Origin of the sequence: Coleofasciculus sp., assembly GCF_046539235.1 — a bacterium.
GTDB lineage: Bacteria > Cyanobacteriota > Cyanobacteriia > Cyanobacteriales > Coleofasciculaceae > Coleofasciculus.
On sequence record NZ_JBKHHI010000071.1, the window covers coordinates 1 to 21654 of the forward strand.

The window sequence follows — 21654 nt, forward strand, 5'->3', positions numbered from 1 at the left end:
ATCCCTTCGACACCTCGGTGCGGTTATTGCCTGTTTCTGAGCGATTTAGACCCCAAGCGAGTCCCCAAATTGAAGGGAGTGAGTTTTTCTTTGAAGCTCCATTGCCACGGTAGCGGCTTTAGCCACTTGAGCGGGGGAGGGGGGAGGATGTCAAAACCAAATCCAGGGTGCAGGAGTTGAACCTGCCTTGGGCGAATTATGAGTTCGCTGCCTCAACCGCTCGGCCAACCCTGGTTAATTGCTCCTTAATCTATATTATAGTAATCGGAGTTGGAAGCAACCATTGAGCGATTCCTGATGCTCGTTGCCTATTGCAGAAGAATGCTTCTAGTACAAAGAGACACCGGGGCAGAGGGCAGACGACTGCACTTGTTTATGTTATCGGCTTTGTCGCCTATTGTTAAGGAGTGGGTATTTGCAGCCAAGCCGCACTGGGAGAATAATGGTGATGCTGGGAGATTCAGATTGCGATCGCGCCGCCGATCCAGAGTCTTAATTAAATGCAACATTTGCCATCAACTTTTTTTACATTAACGCGGCGACAAAAACTAAAATGGAGAGGGCTGCTCCGTGGAGTAATCTAGTCCTGAGATTTATGATAATGCTGTATAAAGGTCTGTGAGCTGTCATCTGGCTTTATGCTATTCTTGACAAATCTTGTCCACCTGATGATGGCTTCGGCTGTATTACCTCCAGCGTTAGTGTAAGCTGTCACTGGTCTTGATGCGCTATAACCATAAGTCGTGTTACTCTTCTTCTATAACTTGAATCAGTAATGAAATTCAACTCGACTGTAGCACTCACTCTGATTCTGCTGGCAATGATGTTAGGTGCCGGCTTTGTGAGTGCCATGTGGGGATTTTCCCTAGGTCATGAAGCTCTCAAAGGTGTGACTCAGCCAGATGTTCGCCCGACGAAGAAGCTGGCAAATAACCAGGAGGTTGAGCCGGGTGACAAAGAGGTGGCGCTGTTGAGTGAACGGGAGATCCTGGTCAACGTTCACGCCTATATCCATGACCAAGACAAGGATAAAGATTCTAATTCCGATAATAACGACTCTGAGTCAAAGAGCCAGACTCAGACGCAGAAGCCAGACGAGTCAGCCGCAGAGAATCAGCAATCTGAACGTGAAGAAGAATCATCTGAATCGGATGTATTTGACACAGAGACATCGTTTACCAGTAGTGGCTCAAATCAAAATTTACCCCTCAAAAGCCAGGATCGGGGGGTCACGTTGGAGGTTCGTTCCGCCAATCTTCAAGGAGGCTCGTTGTTGCTGGATGTTAGTTTGAAGAATGAAGGGGATAATCCGGTTCGATTTCTTTACAGTTTTTTAAATGTTACCGACGACAAAGGTCGAGCGTTGAGTGCGATTACTGAAGGGTTACCGGGAGAATTGCCGTCAAATGGCGAGGAATTTTCGGGTACGGTGAGTATTCCTACAGCGTTGCTGGATGAAGCCAAAGCGCTTTCGTTAACCTTGACTGATTATCCTGATCAAAAGCTCAAGCTGAAAATGTCCGAAATTCCCGTCGCCAGGTAAACAGAAACGGAGCAGGTTGGGAGCATGAAGCGTGGAAAAAACATCACGTTTGAGCGGGTTGGGTAGAGTGATCACTCGGTCCAATTGGTTAACAATGGTATTAGCTTAAGTCGGTTGGTGCAAATACACCTAACTAAGTAGGTCGGTAGAAATCAACTCAACTCTATTAAGTTCTGTAAATACCCCTCAAACCCTCACTAATGACGAATGACGAATGACAAATGACGATCCCTACCGTTAACTTGACTTGTCCCCACCGACTAACTGCTTTTGCTGGTTACCTGCTACCAATCTTATGGTTGCCCACTTAATTTTTCTGACTGCGAGTGCTTCTGAACCCCTTACCAGCCGGGACATGCTATTGCGATTATTATTAGTCCTGCTTTTGATTGCCATCAATGCTTTTTTTGTCACGGCTGAATTTTCCATGGTTTCGGTGCGGCGATCGCGGATTAACCAATTGGTTGATGCGGGGGATGTGCAAGCGAAGACAGTTCAATCCTTACAACAGAGTATTGAGCGTCTCCTTTCAACGACTCAGTTAGGCATTACTCTATCCAGTTTAGCCTTGGGCTGGATTGGAGAGAATACTGTCGCTGTTTTCGTTGCTGCTGTACTGACTCAATTGCCTTTACCCCCAGAGATGGTTCAAGGAATGGCTCATTCTCTGGCGATTCCGGTGGGATTTTTCCTGATTGCTTATTTGCAAATTGTTCTCGGTGAACTCTGTCCTAAATCCGTGGCGCTGCTGTATTCTGAAGAGTTGGCTCGGTTTTTGGGTCCTCCGAGTCTGGTGATTGCCCGATTTTTCAATCCGTTTATTTGGATTTTGAACCAATCAACGCGCTGTTTATTGCGGCTGGTTGGTGTGCAATATACGGGGGGATGGTGGAATAACCAGGTGACCCCCGAAGAGTTACAGTTAATTATTACCACCGAGCGGGAATCCACTGGTTTAGAAGCCGAAGAACGAGAGTTACTGAATAATGTCTTTGAATTTGGCGAAGTTTTGGCAACTGAGGTGATGGTTCCGCGCACCAGCATTGATGCCATTTCCAGTACAGCAACGGTGCAAATGGTGTTAGAAGAAATTGCCAATACCAACCATTCTCGCTATCCGGTAACGGGGGAATCTCTGGATGATATTCGCGGGATTATCCATTTTAAAGAGTTAGCTAAACCCTTGTCGGAGCGAAAATTAACCTTAGATACACCGATTGAACCCTGGATTCGTCCCGCCCGATTTGTCCCGGAATTAACCCCCTTGAGCGAACTCCTACCCTTGATGCAGCGATCGCATTTGGCAATGGTGATGGTGGTGGATGAGTTTGGCGGTACGGCTGGCTTGGTGACGCTGAAGGATTTGGTGGCGGAAATTATTGGTGATAACCCAGAACCGGAAAGTCCCGAAGAAGTACCGATCCAACTTGTGGATGAACAAACCTTTTTAGTTCAAGCTCAAATGGATTTAGAAGAGGTTAACGAACTTTTGGATTTAAATTTACCTGTAACCGATGAATATCAAACCTTGGCGGGTTTTTTATTATATCAGTTCCAAAAAATTCCGCTGCAAGGGGAAGTTTTAAATTATGAGAATCTAGAGTTAAAAGTTATCTCAGCCGCAGGACCTCGCCTGAACCGAATTCGCATTCATCGGTATGAACCGACAACGGTTCCGGTTGAAGATTTGTCTGAAACAGATGTGACCTCAGACATTACTTCAACTGAGAATACAGCGAATGAACCCCAAGGTGATACGCCAGATGCTTCTACTAATGATTCAGAATAATGTCAAAAGCGATTGAGTAAAGGGCGACCCGAGTAAATTGAGTGGATACAGTTGTTAATTGGTGCAAGCGGGTCGCCCCTACAGGTGTTTCATACCAAGACTTCCTGTTCCTTGTTCCCCAGAATTTAGAATTCAAACACAGGCATAAGTTGTAACATACCTAATCCTAACTCCTTAACCGAGAGCGATCGCGCTTCAAAGAATGCCATCATATCCTTGGGTTGAGGATTACCACGGGAAGCACCTTTGAGTCCTCTGGCGATAATTAACCCACAGTAGCCCTTCGTTTTTAGACACCGTTTTTCCCAATGCTCACGATTCGCCGTATGAGTCGGATCAGCTTCAGGAAACTCACCAAATAGGTATAGATGATTATCTCCTGTTTGCAAAATGCCTAAATCGTAGCGCTCGCCAACTAGAGGATCTTCTCCGGGGTTAAAGCCAATCCCCTTAAGTCCGCCGGCTGTTTTAATTTGCTCGATTAACACTTTGGCTTTCGGGCGAGTGGTTTGAATTAACACCACAGGTAACCCTTCTCCTAGGGGCGGGACGTCTTGAGACTGATAAAAATCAACACCTTCCCGTAGGAGTGCTATATTCTCCCAGGGCATCATCCCCAAACTCAGATAGGAATCTTTCGGGATTAAGTCATCCCGTAGCGGAAGTTCTAGTTCCTCCTCATCCTCATCCTCATCCCAGTCTTCGTCATCCATATCATCATCAATCGCCATCTCCCATAACTCAGATGCGATCTCTGGTCGTGTAGACACTTTAATCGACGCCGTTGATTTTGACTCCGTATCTTCTTCTTCCGTATCTACAGGGATAGGGATGCCGAAGCGCTTGTTCATCGCCGGAAAATCATCCGCCGCTAATTTTCGGGATGATCCTTGGAAAAATCGATGTAGGGCTTCCAGGGCCATATAGACAAGTAGGGCTTCTTCCTCATCCAGGAAGGGGCGCATTCCCTCTAATGGATGCACCGCACCAAAACTCGGCAAAATCTCTTCAACGGATAAATCGGCTAAATCTACATCCTGATCATCTTCAAAGTCCTCATCCGCCGCTTGATATGTAATAAACAAGCAATCTTGTCCCAAAAATGCCTGTTCCATCGCCTCGACCGATTCCTGATTGACGACCGACTCCCGAAACCGTTGCAGTGAATCTAAGGAGCGATAGAGCAGAATTCCGTACTCGACACCCAGCATACCCATGACCGAGACGTAGAACTCATCCACATCCCAGCGATTTAATTCCACACTCAGGATTTGATGATCAGCCAAGACATCCCAAGGCGCATCCCGCCATAAGTCATAGGCCTTGCCAATCAATAGATCGGCATACTTAGGAGGTAAATGCGGCTGGCGCTGGAGGGCAATTTCCTCAAACCCGCGAAATAATTCATCAATTAGGGGTAAATCGGGGACATAATCGATGGCAATCTCCAATTCTTGCAGTACCCCACGCAACAAAAACTGAACTTCGCGATCGCGTACCACAATTTTAGAGGGACGGGCGGGTCGAGCCGGACTTTGGGGATGTTCCATGGCTCGCAAGAGGGTGCGAACAATCGCTTCGGGTCCCATTTCGGGCGAGACGATATCCATCGCTCGGACAATTCCTTCTGAGCCATCCACCCAAAGAATGCACTCATTATTACCCTCAGCATCAAAATCACCCTGATCGGATACAGTCACTAAAGAACGGCGATCCCCTTCCCAGACGCTGGGCATTTGGGGTAATCGTTTGAGCCGACGACGAGTATTGCGATTGAGAGCAGACATAGGGTATTTGGCAATAAGTGCAAAAATCATGGCAGGTCAGCCATGATTAATAATAGATTAATAATAGATACTCCTAGTGAAGTACTCCGGCAAGATCCGGTGAAGCCGCAGCTTCATTGAAACAACCATCATCGCTTCCTGTCTCGCTTGCCGTTGCCAATTTGTAGCAATACAAATTGGTCTTACACAGCATCTCTAACTCAAAGGAGTCTTTATCACCTCAACAAAGGGTGAACCCAGGCAGCAACCCGCCTTCCGCAGGTCGTTATTCTTTGTTCGTACAACATGGCTTGGCTTTTCTTTTACCGCAGGGCGTAACCTTACGAACCAGTGGTCATATTCTTTCCTTGGCTGCGATGTTTGGAGCGACCAGCATATTACTGCTACTTCGGAATTAGCCTGTCTGATGTCCATACGCCCAAGGGGGTCAGCAACCAATATACATGATAGTATTAGCGTGCTAATAGTTGCAACGCAAAATAATAGGGTTACTCAACTGATTGAAGACTGAATTGATAGACTGCCGTTGCCAGATGTATTGGAAACTTCCGTTCCTCCGGTTTCTCGCTAGTCATTCCCACCCTACAGCCGTTCATTCTCGCCTGACGGCTACGAAAATCCGTCTGTTGAGGGTGGAGACTTCCGCGATACGCTAAACCGCAATACCTTCCGGGCTGCGCTTCATTGTTTAGACAAAGGAGTTCCCCAGAAAATTTTTATCGGGTAAATACACGTTAAGGGGTCAGTCTCGATAAACTTGATCCATAAGCGTGGAACATCAGTCGTTCGTCATCCAAGTTTAACCTAACCAGGAGTTACAACATACTTATGACACAAGCAACAACACAGCAACGAGGTATCCAACTGACCGAACAAGCCCTCAAGCATATTGTGGCGCTGCGAGACCAACAAGGACAAGACCTATACTTGCGGGTTGGTGTCCGTCAGGGGGGCTGTTCCGGGATGTCTTACATGATGGATTTTGAAGATCCCAGTAAGGTACGGGATAACGATGAAGTGTTTGACTACGAGGGCTTCAAAATAATATGTGATCCCAAAAGCATCCTGTACCTGTACGGTTTGGTCTTAGATTACAGCAATGCCATGATTGGGGGAGGCTTCCAATTCACCAACCCTAACGCCAATCAAACCTGTGGCTGTGGTAAATCCTTTGGCGTTTAATTAAAAACGGGGGAATAGGAGTAGGGGTTTGGTTCCCAAACCCTAAGGGAACCAAACCCCTACTCACATCAGATCGCGGTAAACCTAAAATTGAATCTATGACCGAAACTGTTAATTCTCTGTTCGAGAGTGGCTTAGAACGCTACAACGCGGGTGAGGGACCTGATTCCCTGATTCCTGTATTTAAACAACTGTGCGATCGCTTCCCGAAAAACGCCGCCGCTTGGAGTTGTCTGGCTTGGTTGTATTTGCTGGATGACCAAGCGGAACGGGCATATAAACTAGCGCTTAAGGGGACGAAAATTGATGCCAATGCGCCCCAAGCGCGAGTAAACCTAGCGGTAGCGATGTTGGAAACCGGGCAAACTGGGGTGCGTCAACACATCGACACCGTTAAGCAGATGATGGCGACGGATTCTCAAGTTCGTCAGGATGTCTTTGAGAGTATTGAGGATGGATTGAATAGAAAGCCGGACTGGGACAGTTTAAAGCGGGTTAAACAATGGCTATCTGACGGGTGAATCCTCCCTTCGGCTAGTGTAATCGCCCTTAACGGTCATGTTCCAGACGTTCCATGGCACATCAATTGTCGGCTCAGCTTCTCGATACACTAGAGGAAGTCATTAGGATCAACCAATGACCAATGACATAAGACATAAGACTAATGACCAATAACCTATGACCCAAACACCGTTAGTTGGTCTAAAGGCAGACCAGTTCCGTCATCCCCTTGATTTTCAAGCCACTCAAGCCTTGAAGCAGTTCCCTGGACTGGACTTGATGGTGCGAAATCTCCTCGGACCCTTGGCGGAACAATTCTTTTACCTGAATAATATTGCTGCTAGTGTTTTGGTGGGAGAAAATCAGCTACCCCATCTGCATAATTTACTGCTAGACGCCTGCAAAACCCTGGACTTAGAACCCCCTCAACTATACGTGCAGCAGCATCCCGTGCCAAATGCTTATACCTTTGCCATGCGGGGTAAGCAGCCATTTATCGTCCTGCACACCGCTTTAATTGATATGCTCACCCCCGAAGAAATTCAGGCGGTGATTGCTCACGAATTGGGACATCTCAAGTGTGAGCATGGGGTTTATCTGACACCGCTCAACATTATGATTTTAGCGGCGTCTTTACTGCCAACTTGGGGCGCTGTGATTGCCCAAAGCCTTCAGGAACAGATGCTGGAGTGGCTAAGGTGTGCGGAATTTTCCTGCGATCGCGCGGCGCTACTGGCAACTCAAAATCCTAGAGTGGTGATGTCGGTGCTGATGAAACTCGCTGGCGGTTCACCAACCCTAGCTCCCCAACTAAACCTCGACGCCTTTATCGCCCAAGCCAGAGCCTATGATGATATCAGTAACTCGGAATTGGGAGAACTGCTCAAATCCGCTCAAACTGCCCAGTTGAGCCACCCCGTCCCCGTGTTAAGGGCGCGGGAAATTGATCAATGGGCAAGTTCTCAAGCCTATCAGTCCTTGCTACAACCGACATCTATTGGTTATAATGAAAAGGTTGCATCCAAGGGCGGATGGCGAAATTGGTAGACGCACCACACTCAAAATGTGGCGACCTCTGGTCGTGAGAGTTCGAGTCTCTCTCCGCCCATTCAGATTGAGAGCCATTCAGATTGAGAGGTGGTACAGATGACACAACGACTCAAGAGTTGGGAGTCTCCTCGCCGTCAAGGGCGAAATGACAAAGGCAAAGGCGGTTCCGCCAGAGCCAGACAACTGAAAAAGCAACGGCAAATGTTGCTCAAGAAGTTGAAAGAAAGCGGAAAAGCCGAACAACAGAATCAGCAAGGGGGAAGAGAAAAAGACACTCTTCCCTCTTTTTTTGCTTTTTTTGGGACATCAGATGAATGTCTTTAACTTCTGTGCATGAACAGAACATTCCCTTGAGGAGACAACTGCCGCTGGTGCTGTTGGTAGGCTTGTAACCAAAGGACTCCTGATACTAATAAAATTGAGAAAATGACAAGATTGAGAATCATTAACCCTAAGGGAAGTGGAGAGGTTTGGGGTATGTCTGGATGAGGGAGGGGTTGTTTCTGGAAATGCTGCAAAATAAATGCCGCATTTGGCGGTCTACGATGGACAAATGGAGCCATAAAATAGTCAAGCCACTCGACTAAGGGTTCAGAGATTTTGTGCGTATGTTTGCGCCACATTAATTCACCTGTTTTATGGTTGGTGTCTAGTTCTAAAGGATGTTTACCTGTCAGTAAATGCACAAAGGTACGTCCTAAGGCATAGAGATCCGATTGGGGAACCGCATTACCGTTGATTTGTTCAGGAGGGGTATAACCCGGTGAAAAAACTCCTTCTCCGGTTACATCTTTTCCCATCAGCCGTTGGACAACTGTACCGCTCATTTGGCAAACTGTCCCAAAATCAATTAGCACCAGTTGACCATTGGGTCGCAGCATAATATTCGAGGGTTTAATATCCCGATGGAAATATTGTTGTTGGTGCAGCGTATCTAATATATCGAGTAACTGTTTTAGCCATTCAATGGCTTTTGCTTCGGAAATGGGTTGATTATGTTTGAGCCATTCTCGTAAATTTATCCCCTCCACTTGTTCCATCACCAAGCAATGTAAAGGTCTGGCACGGCGGGCGACAGAAACGGTAAAGTAATTGTCTTCGAGTTGAACTTTAGGAATACCCGGATGGTTAAGTTTCTTTAAAATTTCGGATTCTTGTCTGAACAGGCGAACTAAGGTGGAATTGTTCCGGGTTAAAACTTTCAGCACTTTACGTTTTGCCCCTTGAATTGCCGCCTCTGCTGCCAAATCCTGGACTTCAAAGATTTTGGTGGGATTGGGTGCGTCTAGGGGTCGAAGGGGTTTCAGCAGCCGATATCGACTGTTGATGGTTAATGGAGTGTCACAGCCTTGGCAGTATTCCAGATACTCAGGATTTTCCCGTTGGTCGCACTTGGGGTTGATACAGTAGCTCATCGGATTTCCAGGGGTGGGTTGAGGTGACTTCTTAAAATTAACATCTACCTCCCGGAATAAATTAATCTTAGTTCCCTGTTCCCTATTCCCTATTCCCTATTCCCTGTAGTGTAAATAAAGTGACCTCTGGAGGACAGTTGAGTCGTATGGGCAGATCACTAAAGCCAATCCCACGATTAACATACAGGTTATTACCTGAGGCGCCATAGCCGTCACTCCAGCCATCAATGTGTTCCCAGTTTTTAGCTAGTGCTAACCAAGACCATTGGGGTGTGAAGGGTAGGCGAATTTGTCCGCCATGAGTGTGTCCCGCAACGGCTACGGGTGCGGTATTGGCAGGTAACGCTGGAAATGATTTGGGATTGTGCATCATTACAATCCTGGGATTTGTGGATGGCACTTGCGCGATCGCATCTTTTGGTTGATCCTTGTTTGCCAGATGGGAACCAATGCCGACTAAATAAAAAGAGTCGGTATTTCCATCACTGAGATTTTCCCCAGAGTTTCCGGGTTGCGGTAACTTTACGGCTTGGTTTTCCAGAACCTCTATGCCAACCTCTTCTAACGCCGCCTCTAACCGTGCCGCTAAGTTCTCTTTGGGTGGAGTATCCAAGCTAATCATACCGTAGTCGTGATTACCCAACACTGTATAGGTGGGAATATTGGCTTCGGGTAAGGGACGGACTAAATCGACGATGTTAGCAATTTCTGGGTCTGTACCTTTAAAGGCATGGTAAATAAAGTCACCGCTAATCAGGACTAAACTAGGGCGTTCTTCCACCAGTTCCGCTATACTACGGCGGACAGTGGGGGTATTATCTAGCCACATTCCGTATTGAAAATCTGAAACCAGTCCAATTCGTTTTCCTTGCCAAGCCGCAGGAAGATTGGGAATGACGGCAACTTCTTCTTCTGTGTCGAGGGTATAAGGTTCAACTAAGCCCCAAATTAAAAGAAAACAGAATAGTCCGACTAAACCTAAGAGGATGTACTTAATTTTTTTCATGGTTATTTATTACTGGTTAATTTAGCGTTGAAGCGTCTCTACAAGTTCCCCTTCCTGTTCCCTAATCAATGCAATATTACTTTGTCAATCGTCGTCTGATCATCTAAGGTGGTAGCTCGATTGGTGGTTTGGCTTGAGGCGATCGCATCCCAAACCCAGCCGTCATTGTGAATCAGCGCCAACAGTAGCCGTCGGCGTTTGGTGACTTGTTTGGTGGCGTCCCAGAATTGGCGATCGCTAACCGTGGGAATCCCTTGTCTCCTGAGTCGTTCCAGAGATGGAAGCGGTGGGTTTTGTGAGGCGGGTTTTAAGTAAGCGGATTTAAGGGTTTTCAAATAAGCCGCACTTGCTCGGCGTGCTGCACCTAGCGCCGCCGGATCGGGTTGATTTGACTTTTTGACACCATATTCCAAGATAGTTAGCGCTTCATCAAGAGCCACTAAACTCAGCTTGATCGAGCGAGAGCGTTCGATGCTGTGGAAATAATGAAGAATTGGGTAAGTCAGATGGCGTTCTCCCTGTTGGGCTAGCATTGGCGTCAAAGCAATTAAATGCTGGTCAAATTGTCCAAAATCTTCGCCATTCCAGGCTCTGACCAGAATTTCGTCAGCGGTACCACCGAGAGCGGAAATATAAACCGCCAGTTGGCGTTGCTGAGTCGCGGCTGAAACCACAGGTAAGAGATAGGCGATTGCCAAGGTGACTAAAAAGAACCCATTCACCGAAGCAATTGCTGTAGCAACTTGCCAAACTGCACCTTGAGGACTATAACTCCCCATGCCTAGGGTTGAGATAGTATAACCGACAAAGTAAATTCTTTCTAAAGTCGTAGCGGGCAATTTTTTCGGTGTTACTACCGCTGTTTCATCAGCGCTAAACAATAATGTCCATCCCATCCAGGTTAAAACAAACCAAAGCACGGCGACACTAACGAGAACTATCCAGCCTGTAACGACCAATAAGCGATGATGGGAACGCCAGCGATGAATCGTAAGCGCGATTTTCCACAGCCAAGCCGAGATTCTGCTGGTTAGAGGTCCTCCTCCCCCTACTGTCAGGGTGGTGATCAGGACATCAATGGAGACAACGATGAGAATGAGCAGTCCGGAAATGACTAGCAGAATCGACATAAGGGAAACTAAAACAGTCCATGCGATCGCAGATTACCTCACCACAAGATAAAAAACCTGCATCTGAGGGAATATGTAGAGACGTAGCATGCTACGTCTGGAAGCAGGGGAAGCAAATCTAAGCCTAGAGACAGGGGATTCCTGACTAGGGATATGTCTAAGCTGAGATTGGTAATGCTATCGGAATTGTAGTCATTGAGAGGTCAACGTAATGGATGCGAGTGAATTGATGCAGCGATACGCAGATGGAGAACGGGATTTTGCTCAAGTTGATCTGAGTCGAGCTAATTTGAGTGAGGCAATCCTGAATCAGATTAATCTCAGTGGTGCTAACCTGAGTAAAACCAATTTCCATAAAGCCCATCTTGTCGATGCGAATCTGAGTAACGCTGACTTGAGTACCGCCTATCTCACAGAAACTCAACTTCAAGGTGCTAATCTGCAAGCTACAAACTTGCATAAAGCCGATTTAGGCAGAGCTAAGTAGGTGGGGACAATTAAAGTTAACGGTGGGGATCGTCATACTCGCTTCGCGAGAAGCAAGCTACGTCATTGGTCATTCGTCATTTGTAAGGGTTTGAGGCTTGTTAACATAACTTAATATGGTTGAGTTTATTTCCACCAACCTACTTAATCTCAAATCCGCCAACTTAACCAATGCAGAGTTGGACGGTGCTAATTTACGTAGTGCCACTATGCCTGATGGCACAATTTCGGACTAGATAGCTATTGGGGAGTTTTAGGAAAGGGTAAACTATGGCAAATCAGAATTTCCGTGTAGTCGGCTACATTAGTCCAGTCACATACGGCAAACTCAGAGAGTTTATGCAGGCTCAGGCGCTATCTGAAGCCGAAGCGATCGATAAAATTTTATCAACCTATTTGGGGACAGCTCCCCCACCTAAACCCGCCAATGATTTCGAGACAAAAGGTAGCGGTATCACAGCAGAATCATCCCCACCTGCGTCTCCATCAACTATTCCTAAAGACAAAAGCCTGACTCAGAACCAATTAGCTGAACGTCTCAAGAGCGATACGAGGAAGTTAACCGACATCCGAGGCTACCCTGTGGTTTTATCCGACTACACCCGAACTCGTGATCCAGAGGGAATAGCGTGGGAGTATGAAGCTGAATTTGATCGCTATTTCCCTCTCGAACAATGAATAATATCATGTCCGGTTGAATACCCATAATTACAGTGATAGGGAGTAGGGGCTTGGGTTTTGGATCCCGTACATTTTTATTAGGGGTGATTATTTTCCCGGATGCTGCGATCGCGACAGCTTCCCCGGCTAGCCCTATCGCAGTTGTTGCTCGGTTAATAATGTATTCACCCAAACCCGATCATCCGCTAACAATGGCGGTACAGGTTCTTGAGTATAATCGATTGCTAAATCATAACTGGCTTGGTCGTACACATTATTCAACAATACCTGTAAGTCTACGAATGGTTCGCGATCGCCAGACTTCAAGGGTAAGGGAAATGAGGGAATGGTATCTCGTAGATTAAAGGCATACAAATCAGCTTGAGGACGACGATCTCCTCGACTGACTAAAATTCGATAATGAGTTTGACTATTGCTATGATAAATTGGCAAAGGTTTTCCCTTACGCAGAAAATCAATTTCCACTAAATGAGTTGAACTGCCAAAGATTTTATTGCGTTTAGTTTCATAGTCTTGGCGACCTTCTCCAGAACCTTTATTAATTGGAGAGAGGATTTCAATGACGGTTACGACTTCACCTGTGGCGACTTCTCGTACTTCTAAATAACCTTGTTTAATTGTTTCAGGTACGGGAACTTGTACTGTCTCAGGTTGAGGTGGGGATGGGGCGACAGCAACATTGGTCATTGACTGTTAAGTTGTCGCCTGTGAACCTTTGACTGTTAAATCAGGAATACCAACCAGGAGTGATTGTTCGCCAATGGTTTCATACAGACGCACTTCAACCGCCACTCTGTATTTGGGACGTAGTTGAGGAGACAGGAACTTAGTCAGTTCACTAATTAGTAATAAATGTATTCCGGGCCAGATTTCTGGGTGTTCTAGGTAAGGGTTCATCCCAGGAAAAGGGTTTGGCATAAAAATCCTCCCTCGGCGTTCGATTCTCGTTGCTTAGATTTTATCGTCGTTTTGTCCTAGCGTTGGGAATTCGCGGAATCAGACAGGTGTTTTAGAATGTCGCTGACTTAAGGCTGGTGGGCAGTGCCCACCCTACGGTTTCCGGATGTAATGCGAATTTATGTTGCTTATGGCTTATGCCTTATGCCTTGATCAGTAAAGAGGGGAAAGCGCACAGTGAATGTGGCACCCTGACCTGATCCGGGACTTTCTGCCCACACTGTACCCCCTTGTAGTTCCACTAGGTAACGCACGATCGCTAATCCCATCCCTATACCTCCGTATGATCGCGTCAGTGAACCGTCACCCTGACGAAACCGATCAAAGACAAAGGGGAGTAATTCGCCATTAATGCCAATCCCGGTATCAATTACCTGGATTTGCGCCTGATCCTCAATCTGTTCTAAGCGAACCTGAATCTGTCCTCCCTTGGGTGTGAATTTAACCGCATTGGAGAGTAAATTCCAGACAACTTGTTGTAAGCGGCTGGCATCCCCTAATATGGGAGCCACTGAAGCATCTAACTGCATCTCGATTTGCAGTGTCTTAGCCTCAGCCGCCGCCCGGATGGAGGCAATTGCCCGTTGAATAATCGGCAGTAGTTCCACCGGCGAGACATCCAATGTCAGTTCTCCAGTGATAATATCCGACATATCCAGGACATCTTCAATCAGTTGCGCTAAGGATTGAGTATTGCGAGAAATCGTCTCCAGCGCCCGCGCCATCTTCTCTTCATTCAAGCGGCGCATGGGTAGAAGTTTGGCTAAACCCAGGATTGAGTTTAGGGGGGTGCGGAGTTCATGGGAAAGGGTGGCGAGAAACTCATCTTTGAGGCGGTTGGCTTGGGCTAATTCCTGGGATTGTCGCTTGAAAATGGCTTCAGATTGTTTGCGATCGCTAATATCCAGAATAAACGCCACTGCTTCATCCCGCGCCTCACCCAGCAACACATAGCCAATCAGTACCCAAACCCGAGTCCCGTCTTGGCGAATATACTCTTTTTCATAAGGAGTACACCGTCCTTTTGCCTTTGCCTGGGCAATGTGAATTTCATCTAAGGGAAGATACTCCGGTGGAGTAATGTCACGCCAACGCAGTCGCCCTGCTTGCACATCCTCACGACTATAGCCGACAATGTGGAGGAAGGTATCATTGGCATCTTGGATTCCCCCATAGATGTCGCAAAAGAGAATCCCCATTAAATCTGATTCCGCCAATCGCCGCAACCGTTCTTGGCTAGCTTTGAGGGCTTGCTTGGCTTGAGACGATTCGATGGCAATCTCGGCTAAGTGGGTGAATTGATCGATTAAATTCCAATTGTTGTCGCTAGGATGGCGAGGCGTGGGATAATACAGGGCAAAAGTACCCAAAACTTCACCATGGCTCGAGTGCAGCGGAATCGACCAACAGGCGGCTAGATTCTCAGCTAGGGCAATGTCTTTGTAGTCTGCCCAAAGCGGGTTGTTAGCAATGTCACAGACAATTACCGGTTCGTCGCGATAGGCGGCTGTGCCACAACTTCCCGCACCAGAACCAATCGCCAAACAGTCAGCGGTTACCTGCTGAATCCGTTCGGGTAAACTCCCCGCAGAACCATAGTACAATCTTTTCTTTTGCTGATCTAACAGCAACACGGCACAAATTGACTCATCCGCGTGAGATTCAATTAATTGCGTGATCGCATCGAGGATGTCAGACAGGGGAACATTCGTGGTAATCGCTTCCAGAATCTGCTTTTGTCCCCGGAGTAACTCCTCTGCCCGTTTGCGATCGCTAATATCGGTGGCGATAGATATGATGGTACGTCTGCCATCTGGTAATTTTCCGAGGGGGGCGGAACTAAAATCCCAAATTCTCTGGCTACCCTGTTTCGTCGCGATCGCCACTTCTCCGTCATGGATTCTATCATTCAACGCATATAACTGATCAATCTGCTCCCCCACAACCTGCCGACGTTCTCCGTAAGCTTTTTCCGTCCAATCTGCCATGGTGGGAATGTCATCATGAGTATATCCGGTCAATTCCGTCCAGATTTGGTTAATTTGCAGCACTTCCCCATCTTCGGCATGAATAATCAGCGGATAAGGGGCATTAATCACCGCTTGTCGGAATCGTTGTTCACTGTGTCGCAGCGCTTCCTCCATTTGCTGGCGATCCGTGATATCCATCGACATCCCTGCCAATAAACGTTGCCCAGAGGCAGTTTTTAAGGGAAACTTATAGGAAAGCCAATAGTGGATACCATCATCGTTTTCCGTGGTTTCTAATAGTTCAATCGCTTGATCACCTGCTAACGCATTGAGATCATTCTCCCGGATTGGCTGCGCGATCGCATCTGAAAAGAAGTCAAAATTGGTTTTCCCTAGCCAATTCATCAAAGGACGATGCCAGGTTTGTTCTACTATCCGGTTCACAAAGATATAGCGTCCTGATTCCTCTTTAATATAGGCGGCGATTGGGCTATAGTCCATAAAATTTTTGAACAGTTCCTGACTTTCCCGCAGTTGGGCTTCCGTCTGCTTCTGCTGGTGAATCTCCGTCGCCGTGCCAAACCATTTGATAATTTTACCGTGGCTATCTCGTAGGGGAAAAGCGAGACTCAGATGCCAACGAAATTCTCCATCGGCGCGTCTGAGTTGATGCTCACATTCGTATAATTCACCCGTTGCCAAAGCATGATTCCAGGTGTCTATTGTCTTTTGTTCATCATCAGGATGCAGAACGGGTTTCCAGCCCCAGCCTTTACCCTCCTGTTGAGAAATGCCACTATATTCTGCCCAACGTTGATTATAATAATCCACTGAACCATCGGATTGGGCAGTCCAGACAATTTGGGGTAGGCTTTCCGCCACCAATTGGAATTTCTCTTCGCTTTCTCTTAACGCCTCTTGTCCGGATGTAACTTGCTCTCTGGCAACGGTTAAACCGGAGATTGTGCTACTAATAAATAACCCTTCTAGGACAAACAAAAATAAGCGTAGGGTTTGTCCTAGACTATCCACCACACAAGAATAGGTTGGCGATAAAAACAGATAACTGCCGCTTAACACCGCCAAAACCGTTGCCAAGATTCCTGCCCCCCTGCCACCATACCAGGCACTCACCATCACGGCGGCTAAAAATAGCAAAAATGGGCTTTCTATTTCCCATAAAGGTGCCAGGAATAGCTGAAGGGATAGGGCGATGGTGATGGTGAATAGGGAAACACTGTAACGCCATCCAAGATGACAAAGGGGTTTAATTCTGATCGTACTATTCATCGAATCAGTTGAGAAAATCTCCAGGGCTAGCTGTTCTTCCAGCTTCCAGGTAACTGAACAATGACCTTCAGTAATTGCCTGGGTTCAATCGGCTTAGAGATGTGCATCTGGAAGCCTGCTGATAGGGCTTCAATGCGGTCTTCTTCTCTAGCATAAGCGGTTACAGCCACCGCCGGGATTTGTCCCCCTTGGGCTGACGGTAACGCCCTGATCCGGCGAATTAGGCTATAGCCATTTTCACCGGGCATACCAATATCACTCAGTAGCAAATCATAGTTCATTTGTTGCAGCCGTTCCAGCGCTTCAGTTGCCGATGCTGTGGCAGTTGTTATTGCCCCGTACTGTTCCAGAATAGCAATTAAGAAATCACGAGCATCGGCATCATCATCGACGACTAAGATGCGTATCCGACTTAAGATAGATGCATCAAAGGTCAAGGATGAGTTAATTCCATCGTCGGCAGTTATTTTTTTGTCGTCATCATCCAAAAGAGGTAGGTTAACGATAAACGTCGCCCCTTGCCCTTCTCCGGGGCTTTCGGCTTGAATCGTACCACCTTGTAGTTGCACCAAATTTTGCGCGATCGCTAATCCTAATCCTAAGCCAGTTTGTTTTCTGGCGGTAGTGCTATCAGCTTGGCGGAAGCTTTCAAAGATATGAGGCAAAAACTCTGGACGAATTCCTTTACCCGTATCCTTGACCCGGATTTGGGCAAATTGAGCCACGGGTTCTAAATAAATCTCAACTCGTCCCCCTGCTGGGGTGAACTTCACCGCATTGGAGAGAAGGTTCCAAATCACTTGCTGTAAGCGAGTGGGATCACCCGAAACCCAAGCCACAGACCTATCTAACCGGGAGTCCATTTGAATCTGTTTATTAGTCGCCGTGGGACGCACCGTATCCAGCGCTGCTTCAATCACAGACACTAGATTCGTGGGACAGATATTCAGGCGAATGTTACCGCGAATAATCCGCGAAATATCCAGTAAATCGTCAATCAGTTGGGCTTGGGCTTGGGCGTTGCGTTCAATTGTCTCTAGGGCGCGATTCGTCTTTTGTTCATCCAACTGGCGGATGCGGAGTAACTTTGCCCAACCAAGAATCGCGTTGAGGGGCGATCGCAATTCATGGGATACTATAGCTAAAAACTCATCCTTGGTACGACTCGCCGCTTCCGCCGCCGCACGGGCTTCCTGTTCCCGCACCAGTAGCTGATTGCGTTCTGCTTCTGCAAGTTTTAAATCGGTGATATCCCGGGCAATAGCCAAGACAAATTCCACCGTGCCATCTTCAGCCAATTCCGGCACCATCCGGGCTTGATAGTATCGAGTTGTATTATTCGGGGTGAGGAAATCAAACTCCGTAATTCGCTCTTGTCCCGTGGCAAATATTTCTCGCAAAGTGGTTTGCCCGTGGGTACTTATGGGTTCTGGGATGCCCAACTCAGCATAAGTTTTGCCCAAAAAAGTTGGGGCTGATAATCCCGTTACCGCTTCTATGGCTGGGTTAACATAGATAAGACGTAAGTCTTGATCAAGTCGGCAAATAATATCTGGAGAATTTTCCACCAAAGCTTGGAATTCCTGTTGGCGACGATACAGTTCAGCTTGGGTTTGCTGGCGTTCCGTCACATCTCTCCAAGTAGCAATAAACCCATCGCGAAAGGGAGTAATACAAATATCAAAGACTCGACTCAGGTACTGCTGATCATAGATATCTTCATACACAACCGATTCTTTCACGAACGGTTGTCGGGTTTCCACCGCCTGACAGTAGTCCGCAAATAGCCCCGTTTCTCGATGGGCGGGGAGGATTTCACACAGTCCCCTACCCATTTGTTCGTCTTGGCTTAAACAATTATTTTTACAGGCAGCCGTATTAACATAGTCGATGCGAAAATCAATAATCTCACCCGATTCATCGCGTATGGCGGAGTAAATGCCAAAACAGTCCAACATTGTCTCAACTGAGGTGCGGAATAATTCCTCCCGTTCTTGGAGTTGGACTTCAGCTTGTTTGCGGTCAGTAATATTCATAACCACACCAATCATGCGTGTGGGTGCGTCATTATGATCATAAAAAGCACGACCCTTTGCCGCAATCCATCGCTGGATGCCATCACCATGGATAATCCGATAGTCACAGGTATAATCTTGCTTGGTTTGAATAGCATCGGTTACTGTATGATTAACGCGATCGCGATCGTCTGGATGTAGGCAATTGGTAAACACCTGATAATCATAATCCGCCTCGTCTGGTGGCAAGCCAAACATCAGCTTACAGGATTTTGACCAGGTGAGTTTTCCGGCTGGCACATCGTAATCCCATATCCCTAACTTTGCCCCATCCAAAGCTAACCGGAGTCGTTCTTCACTCTCCCGCCGCGCCAATTCAGCTTGGGTTAAATCCGTGATATCCCGCGCTATCCATAATACCGATGGAATTGAGCCATCTTGCGCCAACTCTGGAACTAAACGCGCCTCATAGTAACGAGTAACATTATTTGGGTCAAGAAAATCAAATTTAATTATTGTTGATTCTCCCGTAGCGAAAACCGTTTGCAGGGCGCTATCCCAGAATTCACACTTAGAGTGAGGCATCCCTAACTCCCGGTTCGTTTTGCCGATAAACTCCGCCGCCGCCCGCCCCGTAACCGATTCTACGGCTGGGCTAACGTAAAGATGGCGCAATTGACGGTCAAATCGAGCGATAATATCCGGTAAATTCTCGATTAGGGTTTGGTACTCCTGTTGGCGGCGATAGAGTTCTGCCTGAATCTGCTGACGCTCTGTAATATCTCTCACTGTAGCCACCACTGTCTCAATCCTACCATCAGCATTGGCAACGGGTGAGAGAATATATTCATACTGCCGAATTCCCTGCACCGTCGGGAAGCTGATTTCATCCGTCAAGGTTTGTCCGGTTTCAAATACCAGTTGGCGTTGAGCATCAAAGGAAGCCATTATGGGTGCAGGTAAACCAAACTCTCGCCAGGTTTTACCGACAATCTCACTAGGCTGTCGTCCTAAAGCTTTGGCGGCTGATACACTAACGTAGAGGTATTTTCCCTGACGGTCATAGAGGTAAATGTGATCCACAGAGGCGCTAAGAATACCCTGTAACAGTCCCACCTGCTGCTGTACCTGATGTGCCAGGTTTTGCCGTTCGGCTTCAATCTGCTTACTTTCGGTGATATCTCGCCAAGTAGCGATAAAGCCATCTCCTAACTTACTCGCCCGGATATCATAGGCGCGACACAGGCGGTGCTGATCAAAATTATCTTCGTAAATTAGGGATTCTTTTATTAAGGGTTCACCCGTTTCCACTACTTGAGAGTATTCCCAAAATAGCCCAGTTTCCCTGTGAGCTGGAAAGAGTTGGCATAACGGCTGACCAATTTGTTCTTCTTTACTTAAAAAGTTATCACGACAAGCGGCAGCATTAACATAGTCGATGCGAAAATCAACAATCTCACCCGATTCATCGCGGATTGCGGTATAAATACCAAAACAATCCAACATGTTTTCCACAGAGGTGCGAAATCGTTCTTCACTTTGCCGCAATTTTTGGTTAAATTCTTGTAAGCGAGTATAGGCTTTAGTTAATAAAGCATTGAGTTGAGCGCGACTGGGATAGTTGCTATCTGCCGTCGGTTTGGCGGTAACGGTTTCCGGTTGTGCGATCGCCGCTCCCAAGAGTAAACTGACAATACCTTGCGTCAGTAGACTCAGTTGGTGCAGCGATAAAATGTCAGCGGAAATGGGCAATGGGGAAAGGGAAAGAGCGTTAGGATAAAAAAATAGGTAGTCTAACAGCGTCACCCCGATAGAAAAGCTAACCAAAAGCATTCCACCCATCGCACCAAAACGGATAGCAGCCCAGAGAATCGGCAGAAAACCAACAAACAATAATCGCTCAAACGTCAAGCCGGAATCAAAGGTTGCCCAAACGGTGAGGGTAGCGAGACAGGTACTAAAGAACCCCAATGCCAGGAGTTCCAGCCATTGATGCAGCGAGAGATCCCAAACAGAGGAATTTTCTTGGTCTGAAATGGCAAGCCATCCTTGATTTTGCCAGAATCGGGTGAGAAATAAAAGAGCCGTTGGCGCTACAGCGAGGATACCAATCGCCTGCCCTAACCACTCATCAGATAAATGTTGGAGTAGAGTAGACGACGGTATTTTACCCCAAGCCAGCAACCCTAAACTGTGAACCGTGGCGGAAGTGCAAGAGGCGGCGAGGGTAGCAGAAATAAAGACAACAGCATCAGTGAGGCGTTTGAGTGACAGCGAACCTTGCCAGAGTTGGCGATAAAGAAGCCAAGTTATCAGTGGGACTATTATATCGGTGAATCTGAGTAATCCCGTCCAATCACCACTTCCCCAAAAGGGGGCGATGACGAGTGAGGTGATTCCGGTTAAAATAATTCCTATCCATTCAAACCAGAGAGTAAGTGCGATCGCGACTCCAGAAGGGAAAAACCACAGTGATAGTCCTGGTTTCACCTGACACAGAAGTGCCACTCCATGAGCTAAAATTAGGGCTAATCCAGATAAGACAATGACAAGCCACAAGTGCTGGCGAGTCAAGGGCGTAGAGTTTAGGGCAAAACGCATAAAGCAACATTCCTCATACTTGCCATAATCTATTTATAGTAATCTTAAAACCGATCTTAAGGGATGAGAAAGACATCCCTTAGCCAATCGCTGATATCATGTTGTCCAGTTGAACACAAGGCTCTACGGTAGAGGCAAGGCGTGATCGCTCATCAGCGAATCTGACCATTAAACTAAAGATAGCCGTTTATCGTCGCTCCCGATGACCCTTGCCCAGGATTCAGCACCAACAGATCAAATTACTTCCCTTA

At 47.0% G+C, this 21654-nt stretch carries 15 protein-coding genes, 2 tRNA genes and 1 pseudogene; 10 read left to right on the forward strand and 8 right to left on the reverse strand.

The genetic code is table 11. The features are described 5' to 3' along the window. Window positions 1-161 precede the first annotated feature (161 nt). A tRNA-Ile gene (locus tag ACLFWI_RS08865) sits at window positions 162-234 on the reverse strand. Window positions 235-775: 541 nt separating this feature from the next. Between ACLFWI_RS08865 and ACLFWI_RS08870 the strand changes: the two genes are divergently transcribed. After that, window positions 776-1543 carry a hypothetical protein gene (locus ACLFWI_RS08870; protein WP_446412642.1) on the forward strand — a complete coding sequence of 256 codons (768 nt, stop codon included), beginning with the start codon at window positions 776-778 and terminating at the stop codon, window positions 1541-1543. Window positions 1544-1838: 295 nt separating this feature from the next. Next, the gene (locus ACLFWI_RS08875) at window positions 1839-3332 is read left to right on the forward strand and encodes a hemolysin family protein (protein WP_446411064.1); all 1494 of its coding nucleotides are present in this window, start codon (window positions 1839-1841) and stop codon (window positions 3330-3332) included. A gap of 125 nt (window positions 3333-3457) precedes the next feature. Here the strand turns inward: ACLFWI_RS08875 and ACLFWI_RS08880 are convergent, their stop codons facing one another. Continuing rightward, on the reverse strand, window positions 3458-5119 hold the full coding sequence (locus tag ACLFWI_RS08880; protein ID WP_446412643.1) for a DUF6930 domain-containing protein: 1662 nt from the start codon (window positions 5117-5119) through the stop codon (window positions 3458-3460). 828 nt (window positions 5120-5947) lie between these two features. Here ACLFWI_RS08880 and ACLFWI_RS08885 point away from each other — a divergent pair. The 5 genes from ACLFWI_RS08885 (at window position 5948) to ACLFWI_RS08905 (ending at window position 8176) form a co-directional block, all read left to right on the forward strand. After that, the gene (locus ACLFWI_RS08885) at window positions 5948-6301 is read left to right on the forward strand and encodes a HesB/IscA family protein (RefSeq protein ID WP_446357802.1); all 354 of its coding nucleotides are present in this window, start codon (window positions 5948-5950) and stop codon (window positions 6299-6301) included. A 98-nt stretch (window positions 6302-6399) separates the two neighbouring features. Then, window positions 6400-6822, forward strand: coding sequence for a tetratricopeptide repeat protein (locus ACLFWI_RS08890; protein ID WP_446412644.1), 423 nt, complete (start codon window positions 6400-6402; stop codon window positions 6820-6822). A 157-nt stretch (window positions 6823-6979) separates the two neighbouring features. Then, window positions 6980-7849 carry a M48 family metallopeptidase gene (locus ACLFWI_RS08895; RefSeq protein WP_446407543.1) on the forward strand — a complete coding sequence of 290 codons (870 nt, stop codon included), beginning with the start codon at window positions 6980-6982 and terminating at the stop codon, window positions 7847-7849. Next, window positions 7828-7910, forward strand: a tRNA-Leu gene (locus tag ACLFWI_RS08900). Before ACLFWI_RS08895 ends, ACLFWI_RS08900 begins: the two co-directional genes overlap by 22 nt. A gap of 38 nt (window positions 7911-7948) precedes the next feature. Next, a complete protein-coding gene (locus ACLFWI_RS08905) occupies window positions 7949-8176 on the forward strand; it encodes a hypothetical protein (protein ID WP_446407544.1) in 228 nt (75 codons plus the stop codon). Here ACLFWI_RS08905 and ACLFWI_RS08910 read toward each other — a convergent pair. From ACLFWI_RS08910 to ACLFWI_RS08920, 3 genes are all read right to left on the reverse strand, one after another. Beyond that, window positions 8173-9267: a serine/threonine protein kinase gene (locus ACLFWI_RS08910; protein WP_446407545.1), complete on the reverse strand. Its 1095-nt coding sequence runs from the start codon at window positions 9265-9267 to the stop codon at window positions 8173-8175. The genes ACLFWI_RS08905 and ACLFWI_RS08910 overlap by 4 nt on opposite strands. Before the next feature lie 82 nt (window positions 9268-9349). Beyond that, the gene (locus ACLFWI_RS08915) at window positions 9350-10273 is read right to left on the reverse strand and encodes a metallophosphoesterase (protein ID WP_446412645.1); all 924 of its coding nucleotides are present in this window, start codon (window positions 10271-10273) and stop codon (window positions 9350-9352) included. 65 nt (window positions 10274-10338) lie between these two features. Further along, on the reverse strand, window positions 10339-11403 hold the full coding sequence (locus ACLFWI_RS08920; protein ID WP_446412646.1) for an ion channel: 1065 nt from the start codon (window positions 11401-11403) through the stop codon (window positions 10339-10341). 211 nt (window positions 11404-11614) lie between these two features. On the opposite strand from ACLFWI_RS08920, the gene ACLFWI_RS08925 reads away from it, so the two are divergent. From ACLFWI_RS08925 to ACLFWI_RS08935, 3 genes are all read left to right on the forward strand, one after another. Then, on the forward strand, window positions 11615-11890 hold the full coding sequence (locus ACLFWI_RS08925) for a pentapeptide repeat-containing protein (RefSeq protein WP_446412647.1): 276 nt from the start codon (window positions 11615-11617) through the stop codon (window positions 11888-11890). A 115-nt stretch (window positions 11891-12005) separates the two neighbouring features. Next, on the forward strand, window positions 12006-12125 hold the full coding sequence (locus tag ACLFWI_RS08930) for a pentapeptide repeat-containing protein (RefSeq protein ID WP_446412648.1): 120 nt from the start codon (window positions 12006-12008) through the stop codon (window positions 12123-12125). Window positions 12126-12159: 34 nt separating this feature from the next. Then, window positions 12160-12567 (forward strand): hypothetical protein, encoded by a 408-nt coding sequence (locus ACLFWI_RS08935; protein ID WP_446412649.1) that lies wholly within the window; start codon window positions 12160-12162, stop codon window positions 12565-12567. A 135-nt stretch (window positions 12568-12702) separates the two neighbouring features. Here the strand turns inward: ACLFWI_RS08935 and ACLFWI_RS08940 are convergent. From ACLFWI_RS08940 to ACLFWI_RS08950, 3 genes and pseudogenes are all read right to left on the reverse strand, one after another. Beyond that, a pseudogene (locus ACLFWI_RS08940) lies at window positions 12703-13488 on the reverse strand (DUF4058 family protein). Window positions 13489-13655: 167 nt separating this feature from the next. Next, a complete protein-coding gene (locus ACLFWI_RS08945) occupies window positions 13656-16787 on the reverse strand; it encodes a PAS domain S-box protein (protein WP_446412650.1) in 3132 nt (1043 codons plus the stop codon). A gap of 26 nt (window positions 16788-16813) precedes the next feature. Then, entirely contained in the window at window positions 16814-21403 is a 4590-nt protein-coding gene (locus ACLFWI_RS08950; protein ID WP_446412651.1) for a PAS domain S-box protein, read from the reverse strand. Window positions 21404-21654 lie beyond the last annotated feature (251 nt).